This window comes from Amycolatopsis sp. NPDC031561 (assembly GCF_055580625.1).
The window spans coordinates 66089-84570 of the sequence record NZ_JBVILA010000007.1; the positions used below are offsets into that span (position 1 = coordinate 66089).

General features: G+C 68.7%; 14 protein-coding genes. 5 read left to right on the forward strand and 9 right to left on the reverse strand.

All coding sequences use genetic code 11. From position 1 onward, the window contains the following. Nucleotides 1-123: 123 nt before the first annotated feature. Both ACZ5IK_RS17210 and ACZ5IK_RS17215 read left to right on the forward strand, forming a co-directional pair. Nucleotides 124-1434: a lipase family protein gene (locus ACZ5IK_RS17210; protein WP_465488564.1), complete on the forward strand. Its 1311-nt coding sequence runs from the start codon at nucleotides 124-126 to the stop codon at nucleotides 1432-1434. A gap of 90 nt (nucleotides 1435-1524) precedes the next feature. After that, entirely contained in the window at nucleotides 1525-2169 is a 645-nt protein-coding gene (locus ACZ5IK_RS17215; protein ID WP_465488565.1) for a TetR/AcrR family transcriptional regulator, read from the forward strand. On the opposite strand, the gene ACZ5IK_RS17220 is transcribed toward ACZ5IK_RS17215, so the two are convergent. From ACZ5IK_RS17220 to ACZ5IK_RS17230, 3 genes are read right to left on the reverse strand one after another with little or no spacing between them, the layout of a single operon-like run. After that, nucleotides 2170-3021, reverse strand: a complete 852-nt coding sequence (locus ACZ5IK_RS17220; RefSeq protein WP_465488566.1) for an SDR family NAD(P)-dependent oxidoreductase — start codon at nucleotides 3019-3021, stop codon at nucleotides 2170-2172. It abuts the gene before it with no gap. Beyond that, complete coding sequence (locus ACZ5IK_RS17225; protein ID WP_465488567.1) at nucleotides 3018-3917, reverse strand: alpha/beta fold hydrolase; 900 nt, start codon at nucleotides 3915-3917, stop codon at nucleotides 3018-3020. Before ACZ5IK_RS17225 ends, ACZ5IK_RS17220 begins: the two co-directional genes overlap by 4 nt. Beyond that, nucleotides 3914-5407, reverse strand: coding sequence for a flavin-containing monooxygenase (locus ACZ5IK_RS17230; RefSeq protein WP_465488568.1), 1494 nt, complete (start codon nucleotides 5405-5407; stop codon nucleotides 3914-3916). The genes ACZ5IK_RS17225 and ACZ5IK_RS17230 overlap by 4 nt, the downstream gene beginning before the upstream one ends. An 89-nt stretch (nucleotides 5408-5496) precedes the next feature. On the opposite strand from ACZ5IK_RS17230, the gene ACZ5IK_RS17235 reads away from it, so the two are divergent. Further along, nucleotides 5497-6741 (forward strand): PucR family transcriptional regulator, encoded by a 1245-nt coding sequence (locus ACZ5IK_RS17235; protein ID WP_465488569.1) that lies wholly within the window; start codon nucleotides 5497-5499, stop codon nucleotides 6739-6741. Between the two features lie 16 nt (nucleotides 6742-6757). On the opposite strand, the gene ACZ5IK_RS17240 is transcribed toward ACZ5IK_RS17235, so the two are convergent. Together ACZ5IK_RS17240 and ACZ5IK_RS17245 are read right to left on the reverse strand one after the other, a co-directional pair. Further along, nucleotides 6758-9313, reverse strand: a complete 2556-nt coding sequence (locus ACZ5IK_RS17240; protein ID WP_465488570.1) for an ABC transporter substrate-binding protein — start codon at nucleotides 9311-9313, stop codon at nucleotides 6758-6760. A 133-nt stretch (nucleotides 9314-9446) separates the two neighbouring features. After that, nucleotides 9447-9779 carry an effector-associated constant component EACC1 gene (locus tag ACZ5IK_RS17245; protein ID WP_465488571.1) on the reverse strand — a complete coding sequence of 111 codons (333 nt, stop codon included), beginning with the start codon at nucleotides 9777-9779 and terminating at the stop codon, nucleotides 9447-9449. A 172-nt stretch (nucleotides 9780-9951) separates the two neighbouring features. Between ACZ5IK_RS17245 and ACZ5IK_RS17250 the strand changes: the two genes are divergently transcribed. Together ACZ5IK_RS17250 and ACZ5IK_RS17255 are read left to right on the forward strand one after the other, a co-directional pair. Next, nucleotides 9952-11757 (forward strand): glycoside hydrolase family 76 protein, encoded by a 1806-nt coding sequence (locus tag ACZ5IK_RS17250; RefSeq protein WP_465488572.1) that lies wholly within the window; start codon nucleotides 9952-9954, stop codon nucleotides 11755-11757. 927 nt (nucleotides 11758-12684) lie between these two features. Then, nucleotides 12685-13464 carry an isocitrate lyase/PEP mutase family protein gene (locus tag ACZ5IK_RS17255; RefSeq protein WP_465488573.1) on the forward strand — a complete coding sequence of 260 codons (780 nt, stop codon included), beginning with the start codon at nucleotides 12685-12687 and terminating at the stop codon, nucleotides 13462-13464. Here ACZ5IK_RS17255 and ACZ5IK_RS17260 read toward each other — a convergent pair. The 4 genes from ACZ5IK_RS17260 to ACZ5IK_RS17275 form a co-directional block, all read right to left on the reverse strand. After that, entirely contained in the window at nucleotides 13457-14641 is a 1185-nt protein-coding gene (locus ACZ5IK_RS17260; protein WP_465488574.1) for an FAD-dependent monooxygenase, read from the reverse strand. The two genes, ACZ5IK_RS17255 and ACZ5IK_RS17260, sit on opposite strands and share 8 nt — an antisense overlap. After that, the gene (locus tag ACZ5IK_RS17265) at nucleotides 14638-16083 is read right to left on the reverse strand and encodes an MFS transporter (RefSeq protein WP_465488575.1); all 1446 of its coding nucleotides are present in this window, start codon (nucleotides 16081-16083) and stop codon (nucleotides 14638-14640) included. Before ACZ5IK_RS17265 ends, ACZ5IK_RS17260 begins: the two co-directional genes overlap by 4 nt. Before the next feature lie 74 nt (nucleotides 16084-16157). Continuing rightward, nucleotides 16158-16637, reverse strand: a complete 480-nt coding sequence (locus tag ACZ5IK_RS17270; RefSeq protein ID WP_465488576.1) for a MarR family winged helix-turn-helix transcriptional regulator — start codon at nucleotides 16635-16637, stop codon at nucleotides 16158-16160. 64 nt (nucleotides 16638-16701) lie between these two features. Then, a complete protein-coding gene (locus ACZ5IK_RS17275; protein ID WP_465488577.1) occupies nucleotides 16702-18468 on the reverse strand; it encodes an AMP-dependent synthetase/ligase in 1767 nt (588 codons plus the stop codon). Between the last annotated feature and the right edge of the window lie 14 nt (nucleotides 18469-18482).

The window sequence follows — 18482 nt, forward strand, 5'->3', positions numbered from 1 at the left end:
TCATGCGCGGCGCCGCATAAAAAGCGCGAAAAAATCATGTACGCCTCTGTACATCACAGGTTACCCACTGGTAGCTTCAGCGCATCCGAAAACGTGATCCACTTCATGATTCAAAGGGGAGTCATGACCCGAAAGCCCGCCCGCCTGCTGGCCGTCGCGATCGCTCTCGTCGTCTCTTTCGCCGCCGCGCCCGCAGCCTCCGCCGCCCCCGCGACCGATCCGTTCTACAGCTACAGCGGCAGCGAACCGCTGTCGTCGTACAGCCCCGGAACAGTCTTGAAGACCCGGACGCTGAATTACCACGTGATCGGCATTTCCACGCCGCTCAAGGTCACCCAGTTGCTCTACCGGACCACCGACGCGCTGGGGAAACCGTCCGCCAACGTCACTTCGGTGGTGCGCAGCCTCACCGGTGACAACACCAAAGCCGTTTCGTACCAATCGTTCTACGACTCGCTCAACCCCGAGCACGGCCCGTCGAGGGCGATCGCCGGTGACGTCTCGTTCGGCGGACTGATCGCCAACGCGGAGGCACTGTTCGTCGCGCCCGCGCTGCTGCTGGGCTACAACGTCGTCATTCCCGACACCGAGGGCCAGAAGGCGAACTTCGCGGCCGGTCCGGAATACGGAACGAACACCCTGGATTCGGTCCGCGCCGCGACGCGGGCGCCGGAAACGGGAATGAACGACAAGACCAAGTTCGGTCTCATCGGCTATTCGGGTGGTGCCATCGCGACCGGCTGGGCCGCCGCGCTCGCGCCGACTTACGCGCCCGAGGTCAACAAGAATCTGGTCGGATTCACCGAAGGCGGAGTGCTCGTCAAACCGTCGCACAATCTCAAGTACGTCAACGGAAGCATCGCCTGGACCGGCGTCATTCCGATGGCTCTCATCGGGGTCTCGCGATCCTTCGGGATCGACCTCAAGCCGTACGCGAATTCTTACGGCCTCAAGGTGCTCAAGGACATGGAAAACGCGTCGATCGCCGACGCGCTCGGCCGCTATCCCGGGCTGACCTGGGAGAAGTTCGTCAAGCCCGAGTACACCAACCCGAACAAGGTGCTGCCGTACGTCGAGGCCGTGAACAAGATCAACCTCGGCTCCGCGCCGACGCCCACCGTGCCCGGCTACATCGCGCAGGGCAACAACGGCGTCGTGGAAGGCACTTTCGGCAACCCGCCGGGGATCGGGACCGGTGACGGGGTGATGGTCGCCGGCGACGTGCGCGCGCTCGCCCGGCAGTACTGCGACACCGGCAACAAGTCGATCAAGTACGACCAGTACAACACGCTGAGCCACGTCGGGGCGGCGGTCGCCTGGGCGCCGCAGGCCATCGGCTGGCTCAACGACCGGTTCGCGGGCAAGCCCGCGCCGTCCACCTGCGGAAAGATCGCACCCGGCAACTCGCTGGCCCCGGAGGTGCCGGTCAGCTAGAACGACGGTCCGGCCGTGAAGGCCTCCTTCCCTACTGTGACAGTAGGGAAGGAGGCCTTCACGGTTGTCTGGACCGGTACGGTGCTGCACGTGACCGAGCACCGCAAGCTGCCGAAGGGGCCGCACAACCTCAGCCGTGACGAGGTCGCCGGAACCCAGCGGGCCCGGCTGATCGACGCGGTACTCGAGAACACCGGCACGCGCGGCTACGTCGGCACCACCGTCGGCCACATCACCGCCACGGCGGGCGTGTCACGGACCTCGTTCTACCAGCAGTTCGCCGACAAGCAGGACGCGTTCCTCGCCGCTTATCGCGAGATCACCACCGAGTTCATCGCGCAAGGCGTCGCCGCGGGGGCCGAGGCCGCGACCCCGCTGGACGCCGTCGCCGCCTGCTGCGACTTCCTCGTCGACTACGTGCACCGCCGGCCCACGGCCGTCCGCGCAGTCCTGCTGGAGATCTATGCGCTCGGCGACGCGGGGCTCGAAGCGCGGGAGAACACCTTGCGCGCCGGGGAAGACGTCTTCGACCGGACGGCGAAATGGCTGCGTGCCACCGATCCCGCGCTGCCGCCGCCGCCGCCGTTCACCGCGCGGACGGTCGTCGCCGCCACGATCGAGCTGATCACGCAGGCCATCTGGAACGGCACCGAAGACGCCTACGGCCAGGCGCGCGAAGCCGTCCGCTACACCTGGCTGCTCGGCTTGTTCGGGCACCGGAGCGTCGACGCCTGATCACTTGCGGGTGAAACGCCGCCGTTCGAAGTCGACGATCAGCTTCGGGTAGAGACGCGGGAGCAGCCGGACGAGCCTGTCGACCAGTTTCGCGTCGTTTCCGACGAGCACGCGCGGTTTCCCGGCCTCGACCCCGTCGACGATGATGCGGGCGGCCTGATCGGCCGGCATCTTCAGCAGCTTTTCGTTGTACAGCCGGACGCGTTCGACCTGCTCGGCGGTGGGCTCGATGCCGCGGGCCTGAGCTTCCTTCAACGCCGACGAGGCGATGCCGGTCTTGACCCCGCCCGGGTGGACGACCGTCACGCGCACCGGATGCCTGCCCGCGATCATCTCGGTGCGCAGGGCCTCGGTGAAGCCGCGGACACCGAACTTGCTGGCACAGTAGGCACTGAGGGTCGGCTGGGCCATGAACCCGTTGAGGCTGGAGACGTTGACGACCTGGCCGTCGCCGGAGTCGATCAGGTGCGGCAGGAAGGCCTTGGTGCCGTTGATGACGCCGAAGAGGTTGACCGCGAGCGTGCGGTCGTAGAGCTCCCACTCGGCGTCGAGGACGGTCTGCCCGCCACCGGCGACCCCCGCGTTGTTGTAGATCTGGTGCACCACACCGAACTGCCCCGCGACCGTGATCGCGTACTCTTGGACGGCCGCTCGGTCGCTGACATCCAGCGTGGCGCCCTGCACTTCCGCGCCGAGGGCCTTGACCTCGGCGACCGTCTCGGCCAGCCCCGTTTCGTCCACATCGGACACCGCGAGCCGGGCGCCGCGCCGCGCGAGTTCCAGCGCGAGCTGACGGCCGATGCCGGAACCGGCTCCGGTGACGACGGCGACCTTGCCGCGAACGCTGCTCATCGGGATTCTCCTGCCGGGTCGAGGGCCAGTTCGGCGGTGAGTTCGACGAGCCTGTCCACGAGGCCGGGGGCGATGTGATGGCCCATTCCGGGGATTTCGACGTAGCGGGCACCCTTCACGGCCTTCGCGGTCGCCCGTCCACCGCTGTGGTGGACCATGCGATCGGTGCTCCCGTGGACCACGATCGTCGGACAGGTGACGCGGCCGAGTTCGGCCGTCCGGTCGCCGCTGGCCTGGATCGCGCCGATCTGGCGGGCGATGCCGCTGCGGGCCCGCCTGCCTCCGGCCCGTTCCCACAGGCCGGTGGCCCAGGCCGTTTCGACGTCCTTGTCCAGCGGGAACTCGGCCGAGCCGAGGTGACCCATCATCGCCAGGTGGCCGACCACCGATTCCTCGACCGTCCGCGCGGGACGCCTCGCCATGCGCAGCAACGTCGACCGCGCCGGTTGCCCGACCCGGCGATGTCCGGTGGTGGAGAAGATCGACGTCAGCGACAGGACCCGGCCGGGATTCCCGGCGGCGACGGTCTGGGCGATCATGCCGCCCATCGACATGCCGACCAGATGCGCTTGTTCGACGCCGAGGTGGTCCAGCAGGCCGACGGTGTCCGCCGCCATGTCCCCCAGGTCGTACGCGTCCGGCAGGGGCCGGGCCAGCAGTTGCCGCAGCTTGCCGGGATTCGGCGCCTTGATGCGATCCGAGCGGCCCGCGTCCCGGTTGTCGAACCGGATGACGCGGAAGCCGCGGCCGGTGAACCCCTCGATCATCGGCCGCGGCCACGACGTGAGGTCCAGGCCGAGCCCGGCGATCAGCACCAGCGGGACACCGTCGGCGGGCCCGTCCTCGCGGTAGCAGATCCGCGGGCCGTCGGGCAGGTCGGCGAAGCTGTCGGTCACGAGCCCACCGCCTCCCGGACCTTCGCGTGGGAGAAGTGCAGTTCGGGGTCGGTGATGTCGTCCCCGCGCAGCAGCTTGATGTCCGAGTGGTAGCTCATCGAGGTCAGCCACGGCATGCGATCACCCTGACGCGGCAGCTGGCCGAGCGCACGCTGCACGTACCCGGCGGCGAAGTCCAGGAACGGCTTCGTGGGCATGTCCGGGTCGGCGAGGACGGGACGGCAGACGTCGTAGCCGTGGGTGTCCATATGCGCCAGCAGGCGGCAGAAATGCTCGCACAGCAGGCCGATCTTGAGCGTCCACGAGGAGTTCGTGTAGCCGATCGCGAACGCGGCGTTCGGCACGTCCGAAAGCATCATTCCCTTGTACGCGACGGTTTCCGGCAGGATCACCGGTTTGCCGTCGACGCTGAGGGTGGCTCCGCCGAACACCTGGAGGTTCAGGCCGGTGGCGGTGATGACGACGTCCGCCTCCAGCTCACGCCCGGATTCGAGCAGGACTCCCTTTTCGGTGAAGGTCGCGATCTTGTCGGTGACGACGTCGGCCTTGCCCTTGCGGATGGCGGCGAACAGGTCGCCACCGGGCACCGCGCACAGCCGCTGGTCCCACGGGTCGTACGGCGGGTTGAAGTGCTCGTCGACCGGATAGCCCTTCGGAAGCTGCTTCTTGTTGACGTAGCGGATGAGCGAGCGGGCGAGTTTGGGGAACTTCTGGCAGAACTGCCAGACCGCGAGGCCTTTGCGGATGTTCTTGCGGCGGGTGAGCGCGTACGCCCGCTCGTCGCCGAGGATCTTGCGCAGGCCGTTGGCGATCTTGTCCTCGCGCGGCACCGGCATGACGTAGGTGGGGGTGCGCTGCAGCATCGTCACATGCGCCGCCGTCGGCGCCATCGCCGGGATCAGGGTGACCGCGGTGGCGCCGCTGCCGATCACGAGGACGCGCTTGCCCGCGTAGTCGAGGTCCTCCGGCCAGTGCTGCGGGTGCACGATCGTGCCGGTGAAGCGGTCCCGGCCTTCGAAGTGCGGGGTGAAGCCCTCGTCGTAGCGGTAGTAGCCGCCCGCGTTGAACATCCAGCCCGCGCTCAGCCGGGTGCGCTCGCCGGTGTCGGTCCGCTCGATCTCGAGCAGCCACCGCGCCTCGTCGCTCGACCAGGCGGCCGAGAGCAGCTTGTGGTGGTAGCGGATGCTGGGCTCGAGACCGTTTTCGGTGACCGTCTCGCGCAGGTACGACAGGATCCGGGGCGCGTCGGCGATGGACTGCTTGTCCCGCCACGGCTTGAACTCGTAGCCGAAGGTGTGGAGGTCGGAGTCCGACCGGATGCCCGGGTAGCGGAACAGGTCCCAGGTGCCGCCGGACGCGCCGCGGGCCTCCAGGATGGCGAACTTCTTGCCCGGATGCTCGGTCTTGAGGTAGCGCGCGGCCCCGATCCCGGAAATCCCGGCACCGATGATGACCACGTCGAGGTGCTCGACGGGTGTGCTCGTCGTCATGCGGTACTCCAGCCTCGTCTCGGTTCCCCTCACCATGCGGGTCGGCCGGGGAATTGCGCTAGCACTATCTGCACCATCATCATGGACCCATGGTGCAAAGTGCCGCAGCGCGATGGCCGGCTCTGTCCCCTGAAGCACGCGATCTCTTCCGCCGTGGCGCGGAGATCGTCCTGCATCCGCGCGCCGAATGGATCGAGGAGCTGCACGAAGCCTCCCTCGGCGGCGACAGCATGCGCGCGGTCGCCGAGGACCCCGTCCTGACCGAAGGGACGAAGCGCGCGAATCTGGCGAATCTGCTGCACTGGGCGGCCGCCAATGTGCAGCACCCCGGCAGGCGGGTCTCGGCCAACCTGAACCAGGAAGTGCTCGACGGCGCCCGCGACATGGTGCGGCGAGGCTTCGATTCCGGCGGTCTCGACGCCTACCGGCGGGCGCAGGGGGTGGCCTGGCGCCGGTGGATCGAGATCTGCTTCGACCTCACGTCGGACCCCGTCCTGCTGCGCGAACTGCTGAACGTCTCGTCGCTGTCCATCACCACGTTCATCGAGGACACCGTCGCCGCGGTGTCCGAACGGATGGCCGCCGAACGCACGGAACTGACCCGCGGCGCCCACGCCGAACGGCGGGCCACGGTCACCCTGCTGCTGGAAGGTGCCCCCATCAGCCGTTCGCGGGCCGAGGCGCAACTGGGCTACCCGCTCGCCGGCCCGCATACGGCCGCGATCGTCTGGAGCGGCTCGGTCACGCCGTCGTCCCAGCAGCTCGAAACCGCCGCCGAAACGCTCATGCGGGCCAGCGACGCTTCGCACCGGCTGACCGTCGTCGCCAGCGCCGCCGCCCTGTGGGTCTGGCTGCCCGGCCGGACCCCGCCGCGAGCGGACCGGCTCGCCGAAGAGCTCGCGCCGCACCCCGACGTCCGGGTCGCCTTGGGACGCCCCGGCAGCGGCATCGACGGCTTCCGCCGCAGTCATCTGGACGCCGCCGCCACCCAGCGGATGCTCGCCCGGCTCACCTCACCGCAGCAGATCGCGCACTACCAGGACATCCAGCTGCTCGCCCTGCTCACCGGCGATCCCGCGCAGGCGAGCGAATTCGTCGCCGACACCCTCGGCGAACTCCGGCACGCCGACGCCGAAACCCGGGAGACCGTCCGGGCTTACGTCCACGAACTGGGCAACACGACGCGGACCGCGGAGCGGCTCTACACCCACCGGAACACCGTCGTGCGACGGTTGGCGCGGGCCGACGAGCTGCTTCCACGACCGTTGGCGGAGAACGCGGTGGCGGTGGCCGTCGCGCTGGAGACGTTGCGGTGGCTGGGAAGCGGCGCGTGAACGACGGCGGACGACCTCACCCGTAAGCGACCGCGAAACAGAGCACGACCGCCAGGAGGTAGACGGGGTAGCCGATGCGGGCGGCCCGGCTCAGGGCCTGCTCGGCGTTGTCGCGTTTCGTCGTGGCGAGGCGTTTGCGCAGCATGGTGATCCCGACGCAGATCCCGGCGAGCAGGATGAACGAGTAATAACCCCATTCCAGCGCCACGATGTAGCTGACCGAGGGAAGCTGCGAGGTCACGTTGTTGAGCAGGACCGCGGTGCTCAGGATCGCGGTGACGCCCATCGACACGGCCGCCCGGTCGTCGGCCGGTTTGAAGAACAGACACAGGAAAGTGACGCTGATCAGCAAGACCAGCGGCAGCAGGTTCTTGATCAGGAACGGCAGGGTGTCCCGCTTGAGTTCGATCTCGCCCGCGTACTGGCTGTAGTGGATGCCCGCCGCGGCTCCCGTGGCCTGGCCGTCGCCCAGCGCGTCGCTGCTGCCGACGGTCTGCCGGTAGAACCGGACCGACGAGGCGACCCAGTTCGGGACCTGGTTGATGTCGGCGGTCGCGTCGGCGCCGCTGCGCAGGTAGACCCGGGGATCCTGGTCGAGGATCTCCTTGTCGGTCACGTACGACACCTGGTCGGCGGTCTGGGTCCGGTTCTGCAGCAGGACGGTGAGCCGCTGGCGGTCGAACGGGAAGTCGCGGAACTCCAGGCTGCTCTTGAACCGGTCCGCGACCCGGTAGAGGCGATAGGTTCGCCCGTTCTCGGTGACGTCGCGCAAAGGCGCCCCTAACGCCAGATCGGGGCGAACCGCGTTGACGAACTGCACGTCGGCCGCGCCATGACTTCCGGTGTACTTCAACCAGACGAAGAAGTCGACGAAGTAGGTGCCCGCCGCGGTGTCCAGCTCGCGGATCTCGTTGAAGTTGATCCCGGTGGCCACCACCTGACGGCGGCTCAAATACCGGTTCTTGACCGCGATGACGTTCCCCTCCGCCACGTCGGCCTTCAAAGCTTCCTCGGTCATCGGCTCGTGGATCGTGAACTGCGTCGGCGCCGAGACGAACCGGGCCCCGTCGCTGGTCACGATGGACACCGCCATCTGCGCCGACCCGCTCGCCGTGAAATACAGCGGTCCCAGCAGGGCCGGGAAGGAGTTCTTCTTGTCCTTCAACGACGCCATCGTGTCGCGCACGCGCCCGCGGTCCCGCTCGCGGTGGTCCTCGTCGAAGTCGAGACCACCGGTCCGCATCGCGTGCAGGCCGACGTTGACGGCCTGCCTGGCCGTCGCGGCCTGCCATTGCGGGCGTTCCCCGTATCGCCGTTCGTAGGCGTCGGCCCAGACCTGGGCGGTGCCCGACAGCGAGTCGTGGGCCATCGGCGTCCCCATGAACAGGTTCCCGGTGAGCGAACCCGGACGGCCGAGCTTCCGTTCCGCTTCGACCAGAGAAGCGTGAAAGGCCCGAGAACTCAGCGACGAGACCCCGACGATGGGCGCGGTGACGCCGGCGGAACGCAGCCCTTCGATCAGCTCGAGGCCGCTCTTTTCCTTCACGGCGAGCAGGATCGGCTCACCCGGATCGTGGGTCCTCAGCTCGGCGACCGCGGCCTGGACCGACGCCGCGTGCGATTCCGGCCGCCGCGCGATCGGCAGATCGGCGGTCACCCGGCCGAACTCGCCGAACGACTCCAGGAACGTCTCCCTGCCGGATCGGCCGTCCTCGTCCTCCTCGTGGACGACGGCCGCGGTGGCCGAGCCCAGGACACGCGAGATGTAGACGGAGAGGAAGTCGCTCTGGGTCCGGTTCCCGAACATGCTGCGGAAGTACCAGTCGCTGCCGTCGGTGATCCGCGACGCGCCCGCGGACGGGGTGATGGCCGGGATCCTGGCCCGCTGGTAGATCGGCGCCGCCGCGAGCGCGGTGTCGCTGCCGGCGTGCCCGATGACGAACATCGCCTTGTTCTCGCGGACGATCCGCCGCGCGATGTCGACCGCCTTGTCCACGGTGTCTTCGTCGTCGTGAACGAGCAGTTCCACCGGATGCCCGTCGACACCACCCGCGGCGTTCACGGTGTCGAGATGCATGCGCACCGCGCGCTCCATATGCGACGCGGCCACCGCGTTGGGTCCGGTCATCCCCGCCACCAGCGCGATCTGGACGGGCTCGCCGCGATCGTCCCCCGCCGCCGACCACACCCCGAGCACCGAGAGCAGGACGACCGCGGCCGCGCCCATCGCGACCCACCGCGCGGTTCGGCGACGGCCGGGCGCGGGTGCGGCGGGCGGCGACGGGTCGATCAGGTCGGCGATCTCGGCGGGCGGCGTGGACGGCACGGCGGCCAGCGCCTTGCGGGCACGGGCGGTCGCCGGGTCGACCTTGATCGCGTACGCCCTGTCGAGGCAGAACTTCCGTTCGCCGTGGTCGGTGACCAGGTCGGCGAGCCAGCGCCACGCGGGTTCGTAGTCGTAGTCCGTCGCGAGCGCGGCGCCCAGCAGTTCACGGGCCCGCGCGGGATCCGATTCGGCGAGCCTGGCCGCCTGGTGGGTCAGCGTGACCGCGGTGTCGGGCCTCTCCGGCACGGGACGGACCTCCGGGACTGTCGGTTCACTGGCGAACCGACAGTAGGCAGCGCTCGGCTACCCGATCGAGAAGCCTCCATCCCCTGATCCGGTGACACGCCTCGACGGCCATCCACAGTGGACGGCGACACGGTCACTCGACGTCCTCCGGACGGGCCAGCGGGAGATCCAGGTTCCGGAGCATGGCACGTTGTTCGCCGGTCGGTTCACCTTCGATCGTGATGGTGAACGGGGGTGTGTCCTTGCGGGAGTGGAGAAAATTGCCCCACGCGATGCCGAGGTTGGCCAGCCCGGTCAAGGAGCCGATGGACATGAAGATGGCCTCGAAGGCCCCCAGGTGACCCAAGTCCGGCGACTCCGCGGTGCTGATCGTCGCGGATCGGAGCACGTCGGCGTCGGCGCGAAGCCAGTCGTAGAACTCTTTCAGCGCTTGTTCGTCGCCTGCGGCGTTGATCGTCAGCTCCACGGGACCTCCACTCGAAGTGACATCCCTAGACATCGTGTCCCGGCCTCGGCGCGTAACAGGAATTCTGTCCTGAGACCTGACCGGTGGTTCCCGTTGACCGGCCGGTGATCAAACGCGGATCATGAAAGCCATCCCAGATCCGGTGCTTGGCCGATCCCGAGGGCGGACAACGATGTCACCGCTGCTCCATCTCGCGCTTTCCCTGATCCTGACAGCGATTCCCGTACCGGCGGCGGAACCGGTCACTTCCGCGGCGACGGTCTGCGTGCTCTCCTGCGACACGCTGGACCCTTCTCACGCACAGCAAGACACGTTCCCGGTTCCGGACAAACTGCTCAACGGGCGCCAGATTCGGCTGCACGTCTCCGATGCCGACGGGATGGCCTGGGGCAGCATCGATCGCGGCACGACGGGCGACTCGGTCTGGCTCGACCGGTCTTGGGACGGGGGCGCGTCCTGGGAAGGATTGCTGGGCAAGGCGAGCATCCCCGGCTCGTGGACCGGCACGAGAACCTTGATGTACAACGTGACCGACCCCGGCAAGCACCGGCGCGGCCTGATCCGCGCGTGCGGCGACGCCGCCGGTGTCACCTGTACGGAATGGATTCACCCGAAGGTCTGCGATGTCGTCTGCGACGGCACGACCCAGGCGAACGGCGACACCCAGCCGGTTCCTCCGACGATGTTGTCCGGGCGCACGATCCGCCTGCACGTCGACCGGAACGCGATGGCTTGGGGCACCATCGAATCCGGTGCGCGGGGCGACGAGATCTGGCTGGATCGCTCCTGGGACGCGGGGGCTGGCTGGGCGGGAGGTTCGTCTCTCGGCCGGACGTCGGTCACCGCGGGCGCGAGTACCGGCGGGACGGCGTTGTTCGCGACCCGCGATCCCCGTGGCCGTCACTACGGCGGCGCCGTCCGCGCGTGCGGCAGGGAAGCCGGGCACCAGGAAGGATCCTGTACGGCGTGGGCGCGCCCGGCGCCGTCGCGCGCGCAGGCGGCGGCCGACGCGCTCTTGTACTCCTACGATCCGTATCCGGGCTGGTGGCCGAGCAGCTGGTGGAATTCGGCGGCGACGCTGACGGCGGTCATCGACCACGGGGATCGCCGCCACGACTGGGTCATCGCGCGCACCTTCGAGCGGAACCGCGGCGTTTTCCCCGCCGGTGAGCGCAGTTCCGACGCCATCGAAGGGAATTTCGAGAGCCGTGCCATCGACGACAGCGCCTGGTGGGGCTTGGCGTGGGTGGCCGCCTACGACCACACCGGCGATCCCCGTTACCTCGCCATGGCGACCAGGATCGCCGCCTACGTGCACCAGTACTGGGACACGGGATCCTGCGGCGGCGGTGTCTGGTGGGACCGGGAACGGACCTACAAGAACGCCGTCACCAGTGGTCTGTACCTGCGGCTCGCGGCTTCCGTGCACCGCCGGACGCCGGGTGATTCGCTTTGGCTGCAACGATCCCGGACCGCCGCGGACTGGTACCTGGCCAGCGGGATGATCAACGCGGCCGGACTGGTCAACGACGGCCTGACCCGCGACTGCCGCAACAACGGCCAGACGGTCTGGACGTACAACCAGGGCCTCGGCATCGGCGGTCTCGTCGAGGTCTGGCGTGCCACCGGCGAAACCCGCTGGCTCGACGCCGCCCGGCGGCTGGCCGACGCCGCGGTGACCGGCCCGGTGCTGACCAGGAACGGCGTGCTCACCGAATCCTGCGACGTCGGCCAGAACTCCTGTGACGACAACCAAAAGCAGTTCAAGGGTATCTTCATGCGCTTCCTCGCCGATTTGGCGAACGCGACGAACTCCACGGCCTACCGGGACTTCGCGCGACGGCAGGCCGACTCGCTCTGGGTGTCCGATCGCGACCCGCTGAACCGGATCGGGCAGCGCTGGGCGGGCGGGACGCCGAACCAGGCCGACTGGCGGACCCAAGCCAGCGGGCTGGGGGCGCTCACCGCGGCTTCTTGAGTGCCGCGCGCGGTGAGGCGCGGGTCGGGGTGGTCGTGAGTGGCGATTCGGGTTCTATTGAGGGTAAGGCAAAGGTGGCGCGGGGTTGCTCTGTCGTGTACGCGCTCGGCTGTCCGTGAAGGCCTCCTTCACTACCCGCCGATGTGATCCCTGGTGACACTGGTACCACTGTGACACCACTGCCCGGCTCCCAAGTCCGTGAAGGCCTCCTTGAGGGACCCAGGGTCCCTCAAGGAGGCCTTCACGGACACGCCATCCGACACGCCACGTTTACCCTTCGGCTCAAATAGAACCCGAATCGTCACTCACGACCAACGTGCCCAGGCACACCACCTTTGCCTTACCTGTCACAGAGAACCCGGCGCGTCTCAGGTACCTGCCAGCACGGAAGGCGCCGATGCGAAAGCCACGTTCGCAACGTTGAAGTTTGCGAACGTGGCTTTCGCATCGGCCCCGACAGCGTTCTGGGTACCTACGACAGGCGAGTCGGGACGAAGCGCTGATGTCGCGAAAGCCACTTTCGGGACACCTGATGTCCCGAAAGTGGCTTTCGCGACACCCGATACCGGCGCATCGGCGAGCGAGCCTCCACGCGGCGGGTGGTCGTGAGTGGCGATTCGGGTTATTGAGGGGTAACGCAAAGGTGGCGTCGTGTCCGCACCCAAGGTGATCGAGGGCGTGACTCGCGTGATTGAAGCCGGATCTCACGTGATCAGAAGCCGAACTCCGCGAACGTCGCCCAATCACGCGAGATCCGGCTCCAATCACACGCGATCGCCACCCGATCACGCGCGAACGCCCAACCCGCCCGAACACTCCACCTTTGCCCTCCTCCTCAATAACCCGAATCGCCACTCACGACCACCTGTACCGACCGCCTGCCGCCGCATCCCCCGCCCACCCCTCCGCAACCTCTAGATTGAAGGCATGGTTTCCATCGCCGAGAAGGCCACCCGGCTGCAGGAGCTGCACGCCGCCCCCGAACTGCTGCTCGTCGTCAACGTCTGGGACGCGATCACCGCGAAGGTCGTCGCCGAAACACCCGGCACGCAAGCGCTCGCCACCCCGAGTCACGGCATCGCCGCCGCCCGCGGTTACCCCGACGGCGAGGTGATCCCCCGCGACGAGATGATCGCCGAGGTCGCCCTGATCGTCCGGACCGCGGGCGATCTGCCGGTCACCGCGGACCTGGAAGCGGGCTACGGCGACCCGGGCGGCACGGTCGCCCGGGCGATCGAGGTCGGCGCGGTCGGCTGCAACCTCGAAGACCAGATGAAGCCGCTGGACGAGTCCGTCAAGGCCGTCGAGGCCGCGGTCGCCGCCGCTCAGTCCGCCGGTGTCGACTTCGTGCTCAACGCCCGCACCGACGCCTTCCTCAGGGCGGGCGACCGTGACCCCGAAGAGGTGCTGGCCGACGCGATCGCCCGGGGCCGCGCGTACCTGGACGCGGGCGCGTCGAACGTCTTCGTACCCGGCAAGCTCGACGAGACTCAGGTCTCCAGGCTGGTCGAGGCGCTGGGCGACCGCAAGGTGAACCTGATCGGCGTCCCGGGCTCGATCTCGTTGGCCACCGCACAAGAACTCGGCGTCTCCCGGGTGTCCTACGGGCCGTTCGCCCAGAACGTCGCGCTCACCGCGCTGGCGAAGCTCGCCGAGGACGTCTACGCCGGCGGCGGCCTGCCCGCCGACATGCGCAAACTCAACTGACGTAAACGGGAAGATCGATGGCGTCCGAGGGCGGGTTGGTGAAGCGAGCAGCGACACGACCGGCCCTCGGACCCGCCGCGAGACCTGCGAGAGCGTGAAGCAGGCTGATACCGGCGCGACTCTTCGGAGCTGCCAGCCGCGGCGCGATCCACGGGACCTTCTGCGCCTGCGCCACGTAAGGACGCATGATCGTCTCGTAGGAACGGAAGGCGTCACCGTGTCCGGCGTGACGGCCGAGTTCTCCGGCGAGCACGTACGCGCCGACGAGGGCGAGGCTGGTGCCCATGCCGCTGAGCGGCGACGCGCAATAGGCGGCGTCCCCGACGACGGCGATCCGGCCGCGTGACCACTGTTCCAGGCGCAGTTGGCCGACCGATTCGAAGAAGTAGTCGGGTGAGCCGCCCAGCTCGTCGAGTACGCGCGGGGCCTCCCAGCCGACGCCGGCGTAGTGACGGCGCAGGAATTCGTGCTGTGCGGGGAGATCCAGCCGTTCGAGGCCAGGACGCGGGAGCAGGAACGACAGTGAGGCACGCGTGGTGCCCTGGTTGTCGGGGCGCAGGAGGACTACCCGTCGGCCGGGGGCGTTGTACCAGCGGGCCCACCGGCCGTCGGATTCCTCGCGCGGGACGGTGAAGTAGGCCGTGTAAAGACCGAACGACCGGATGCGGGCGAGGTCGGCGAAAACGAGATCGCGGGTCCGCGACCGCAGGCCGTCGGCGAGGACGACGAGGTCGAAACGCCGTTCGATACCGCTGCGGAAGGTGGCCTCCACGCCGTCGCCGGTTTCGGTCAGGCCGGTGATCTCGTCGCCGAAGATGTACTCGGCGTCGTCGCGGGTGCTGCGGTGGAGCAGGTCGGCGAGTTCACCGCGCAGGAGTTCCAGTTCCGTGACGAACCCGTCGCCGTCGAGGGAATCCGTGCCGAACGACGCCCGGACGCGGCCGCGACGGTCGATGAACCGCAGTCCCTTCTCGTGGGTGATGCGATCGCGAGCGGCCTGTTCGAGACCCATGCGTTCGACGACGGTGCGGCCCGCGCCACGCAGATCGACGGTCTGCCCGCCGAGACGTGGCTCCGGCGCGCGTTCGACCACGGTCGGGTTCATGCCGTGCCGCCGTAGCCAGAACGCGAGCGCGGGTCCGGCGATGCCCGCGCCGGAGATCAGGACGTTCCTCATCGCGCACCGGCCTGCGCCACGACGACGGCCTCGGTTTCCTCGGGCCGGGCCCGGCGCGGGAACAGCGGGGAGATCAGCAGGAACAGCCCGATGACCACCGTCTGGACCACCAGCGCGTCGCGGAACCCCTCGGTGGGATGGGTGATGTCGGCGAAGAACACCGTGCTGAACACCGCGACCCCGACCGAGCCCCCGATCGCCTGGACGGCGGTGAGCACTCCGGACGCGGAACCGACCTCGTCGTCGGCGACGGCGCCGAGCACGGTGTTGAACACCGCCGCGATCACGATGCCCGCGCCGATCCCCGCGACGACGCCACCGGGCACGATCCGCCAGATCGTGAACTCACCGGTGCCGGACAAGGAGATCCACAGCCACGCGACACCGGCGAGCTGGACGACGGCTCCCGTCTGCAGGACGGTCCTGCCGAGTTTGGCGGCGAGCAGTCCCCCGCTGATGCCGCCGCCGACGGCGGTGCCGAGCGCGACCGGGAGGTTGCCCAGCCCGGCCTGTCCCGCGGTGAAGCCCTGGCCGATCTGGAGGAAGAACGTCAGCACCAGCTGGGTGCCGATCATCCCGCCGAAGAACAGCGCGACCGCGGCCAGCCCGACGGTGAAGGCGGGCTTGCCGAACAGGGCGGGGGTGACCAGCGGAGCCCGGCCGAAACGGGCGATCCGGCGCTGCCACAACGCGAAAACCACGTAGCCGAGCGCCGCGGCCGTCAGCGAGAGCCAGGTCCACAGTGGCCATCCCGCCGCCTGTCCCTCGTTGAGCGGGAGGACCAGCAGCGCCGAGGCGGCCGCGACGAGCACGGCTCCGGCGATGTCCACGCGCAGCCCCGGCGTTCCGGTACCTCGGGGAACGAGCCGCCGGGCCAGGACCAGCGCGACGAGCCCGACCGGAACGTTGACCAGGAACACCAGCCGCCAGCCGAGGCCGAACAGATCCCAGTCGACCAGCGCGCCGCCCAGCACCGGCCCCAGCACGCCGCCGAGCCCCAGCACCGGCCCGAAGACGGCGAGCGCCTTGGTGAGGTCGCGAGGGGCGAGGTTGTCCCGGAGGATGCCGAGTCCCTGCGGCAGCATCATCGCCCCCGCCACGCCCTGGACCAGGCGGAAGGTGATCAGCAGACCGGCACTCGGCGCGATCGCGCACAGCAGGGACGCGAGGGTGAAGGCCACGAGCCCGAACAGGAACATCGGGCGGCGGCCGTAGCGGTCGCCGAGCCGCCCGCCCAGCACGAGGCCCGCACCGAGAGTGAGGGCGTACCCGCCGATCACCCACTGCAGGCCGACCGGGCTCATGCCCAGCGATCGTTCCAGCGACGGGCCGGCCACGTTGACGATCGTCGAGTCGAGCAGGTCCATCAATTCGACGACGAGCACCGTGGCCAGCAGCCACCAGACCGCTCGTGGAGACGTCTTTTCTTCGGGTACCGACATGGTTCGTTCACTCCGAATCCTGGGCGCGTTCGTACGCCGGGGCGCACGGGCGCTCCGGTCTTGGGCGGGGAAGGTCAGCTTTCCGGCAGGGAATCCGCGGTGCCGGTGTAGAGCCGCACGACACCGGTCAGGAAGTTCTCGACGACGTCACGGTCTCCGGGGCTCAGTGCCTCGACGAGCTCTTCCAGGCCACTGAGCAGCGGATGAAGCAGCTCGAAGATCCTGGCCATCGACTCCTGCACCGGCTCGACCAGCACCTTGCGCCGGTCGGTGGCGTGTGGCTTGCGGAGGATGTGCCCGGCCTTCTCGAGTCTGTCGACGATATGGGTGCTCGCCGCCGTCGAGACCCGCAGCCGATCCGCGAGTTCCTTCGCGGTCAGCGGCCCCTCGCTGGTGAGGTGCTCCATCGCCGACAGGTCGGTGGAGTTGATCCCCAGTGCCCCGCTCAGGCGCTTCTCGATCACCCGCGTGAGCGTCCCGACCTCTTGCAGGCGCTCCATCACGGAGTTGCCCACGCCTGGGGAGTCGACCTGCCACGAGTCTGCTGACGTCATGCCGGGAAGCTTACTAGATAAGTCACTAACTAGGTTAGCGAAATACTGTGGCGGTCGACACCGTCTACCGCGCGGCGCCCCCGTACAGCGCGTCGATCTCGGCGGCATAGGTCTTCGCGATGGCGGCCCGCTTGAGCTTCATCGTCGGAGTCAGTTCGACACCGCCCGGCTCCCAGCAGACCGGCAGGATGGTGAAGTCCTTGATCTGTTCGACGCGCGAAAGCCTGCCGTTGGCCTGTTCGACCACGGCGGCGACCTCCCGACGGAGGACCGCGTTCCCGGCGAGGGCGGCGGGCTCGGCCGGAAGCCCGTGACGCTCGGCGAACGCCGCGGCCGCGTCCGGGTCGAGAGTGATCAGGGCGACCACACAAGGCCGCCGGTCGCCGATCGCGACGGCCGAGCCGATCAGCGCGCCCGCCGATTTCAGCATGTTCTCGATGTTGGACGGCGACATGTTCTTGCCCGCCGCGTTGATGATCAGTTCCTTCTTGCGATCCACGATGGACACGTAGCCGTCCGCGTCGATGGTGGCGATGTCGCCGGTGTGCAGCCAGCCGTCGGCGTCGATCGCCTCGGCGGTCCGCTCGGGGTCGTTCCGGTAGCCGCGCATCAGCGCGGGACTGCGCATCAGCAGCTCCCCGTCGTCGGCGAGCCGCAGTTCCGCGCCGTACTGGGCCTGACCGACCGTGCCCGGACGGATGGCGTGCCGCGGGTTGATCGTGCCGTGGACCGAGGTCTCCGACATCGCCCAGCCCTCGCAGATCGGCAGCCCGACGGCCATCAGGAAGTCCAGCGTGTCCACCGCGATCGGGGCGGCGCCGCTGATCGGGATCACGCAGGCGTCCAGTCCCACCCTGGCGAGCACCCGGTCGAGGACGAGCCGTCGCGCCAGCCGGTGCCGCCAGGGCGAGTGCCGATCCGGACCGTTCACTGTGGACAGTCCGACGGCGAGCGCCCAGCCCGCGATCGTCCGCCGGAGGCCGGTTTGCGCCGCGAGGGCCTGCTCGATCCCCGCCTTGATCTTGTACCAGAGCATGGGCACGCCGAGGAACACCGTCGGCCGGACGGCGGGCAGCGTGGCCACCACGGCCTTGGGGTCCGCGACACAGGTGACCGTCGCCGCGGAGACGATCGGGAAGTAGTGCGCGAAGTACCGGTTGGCCAGATGCGCGTCGGGCAGGAACGAGAGCACGCGTCCCTTGTGGACGGCGTCGGCGATGTCGGGCGACTCCAGTGCCGCGCCCATGCTGTAGGTGAGGTTGCGATGCGTGAGTTCGACACCCTTCGGCGGCCCGGTGGTGCCGGAGGTGTAGATCAGCGTCAGCACGTCGTCGGGCCCGACGGCTTGCCACGCGGCATCGAAGTCGAACTCCGACGACTCGCCGTTTTCCAGCTCCGCCAAGGAAATCGTGCCCTCGGGGGCGCCGTCCACGCAGACGACGCGGTCCACGTTCCGCACGCGCGGGAGGAACTGCTCCTCGCAGACCACGACGCGGTTGCCCGCGTTCGCGAACAGGTACTCGATCTGTTCGGTGGAACTGGTGTTGTAGATCGAGAACGGGATCGCGCCCAGATGGATCGCCGCCACGTCGACGAGATGGAACTCGGGCCGGTTGGTCAGCATCAGCGCCACGGTGTCCCCGCGCCGGACGCCGAGCGAGTGCAGCCCCTCGGCCAGCCGCCGCACTCGCGTGCCGTACTGCCGCCAGGTCAGCGACACCGCGTCGTCCGGCGTCCGCAGCGCGACGACGTCGCCGGACTCCGCGACCGTGCGCTGGAAAACCTGGCACAGGCTGGAGATCTCCCGCAGTTCGGCCGCGCCGACGCTCATCCGCTCTCCTAAGA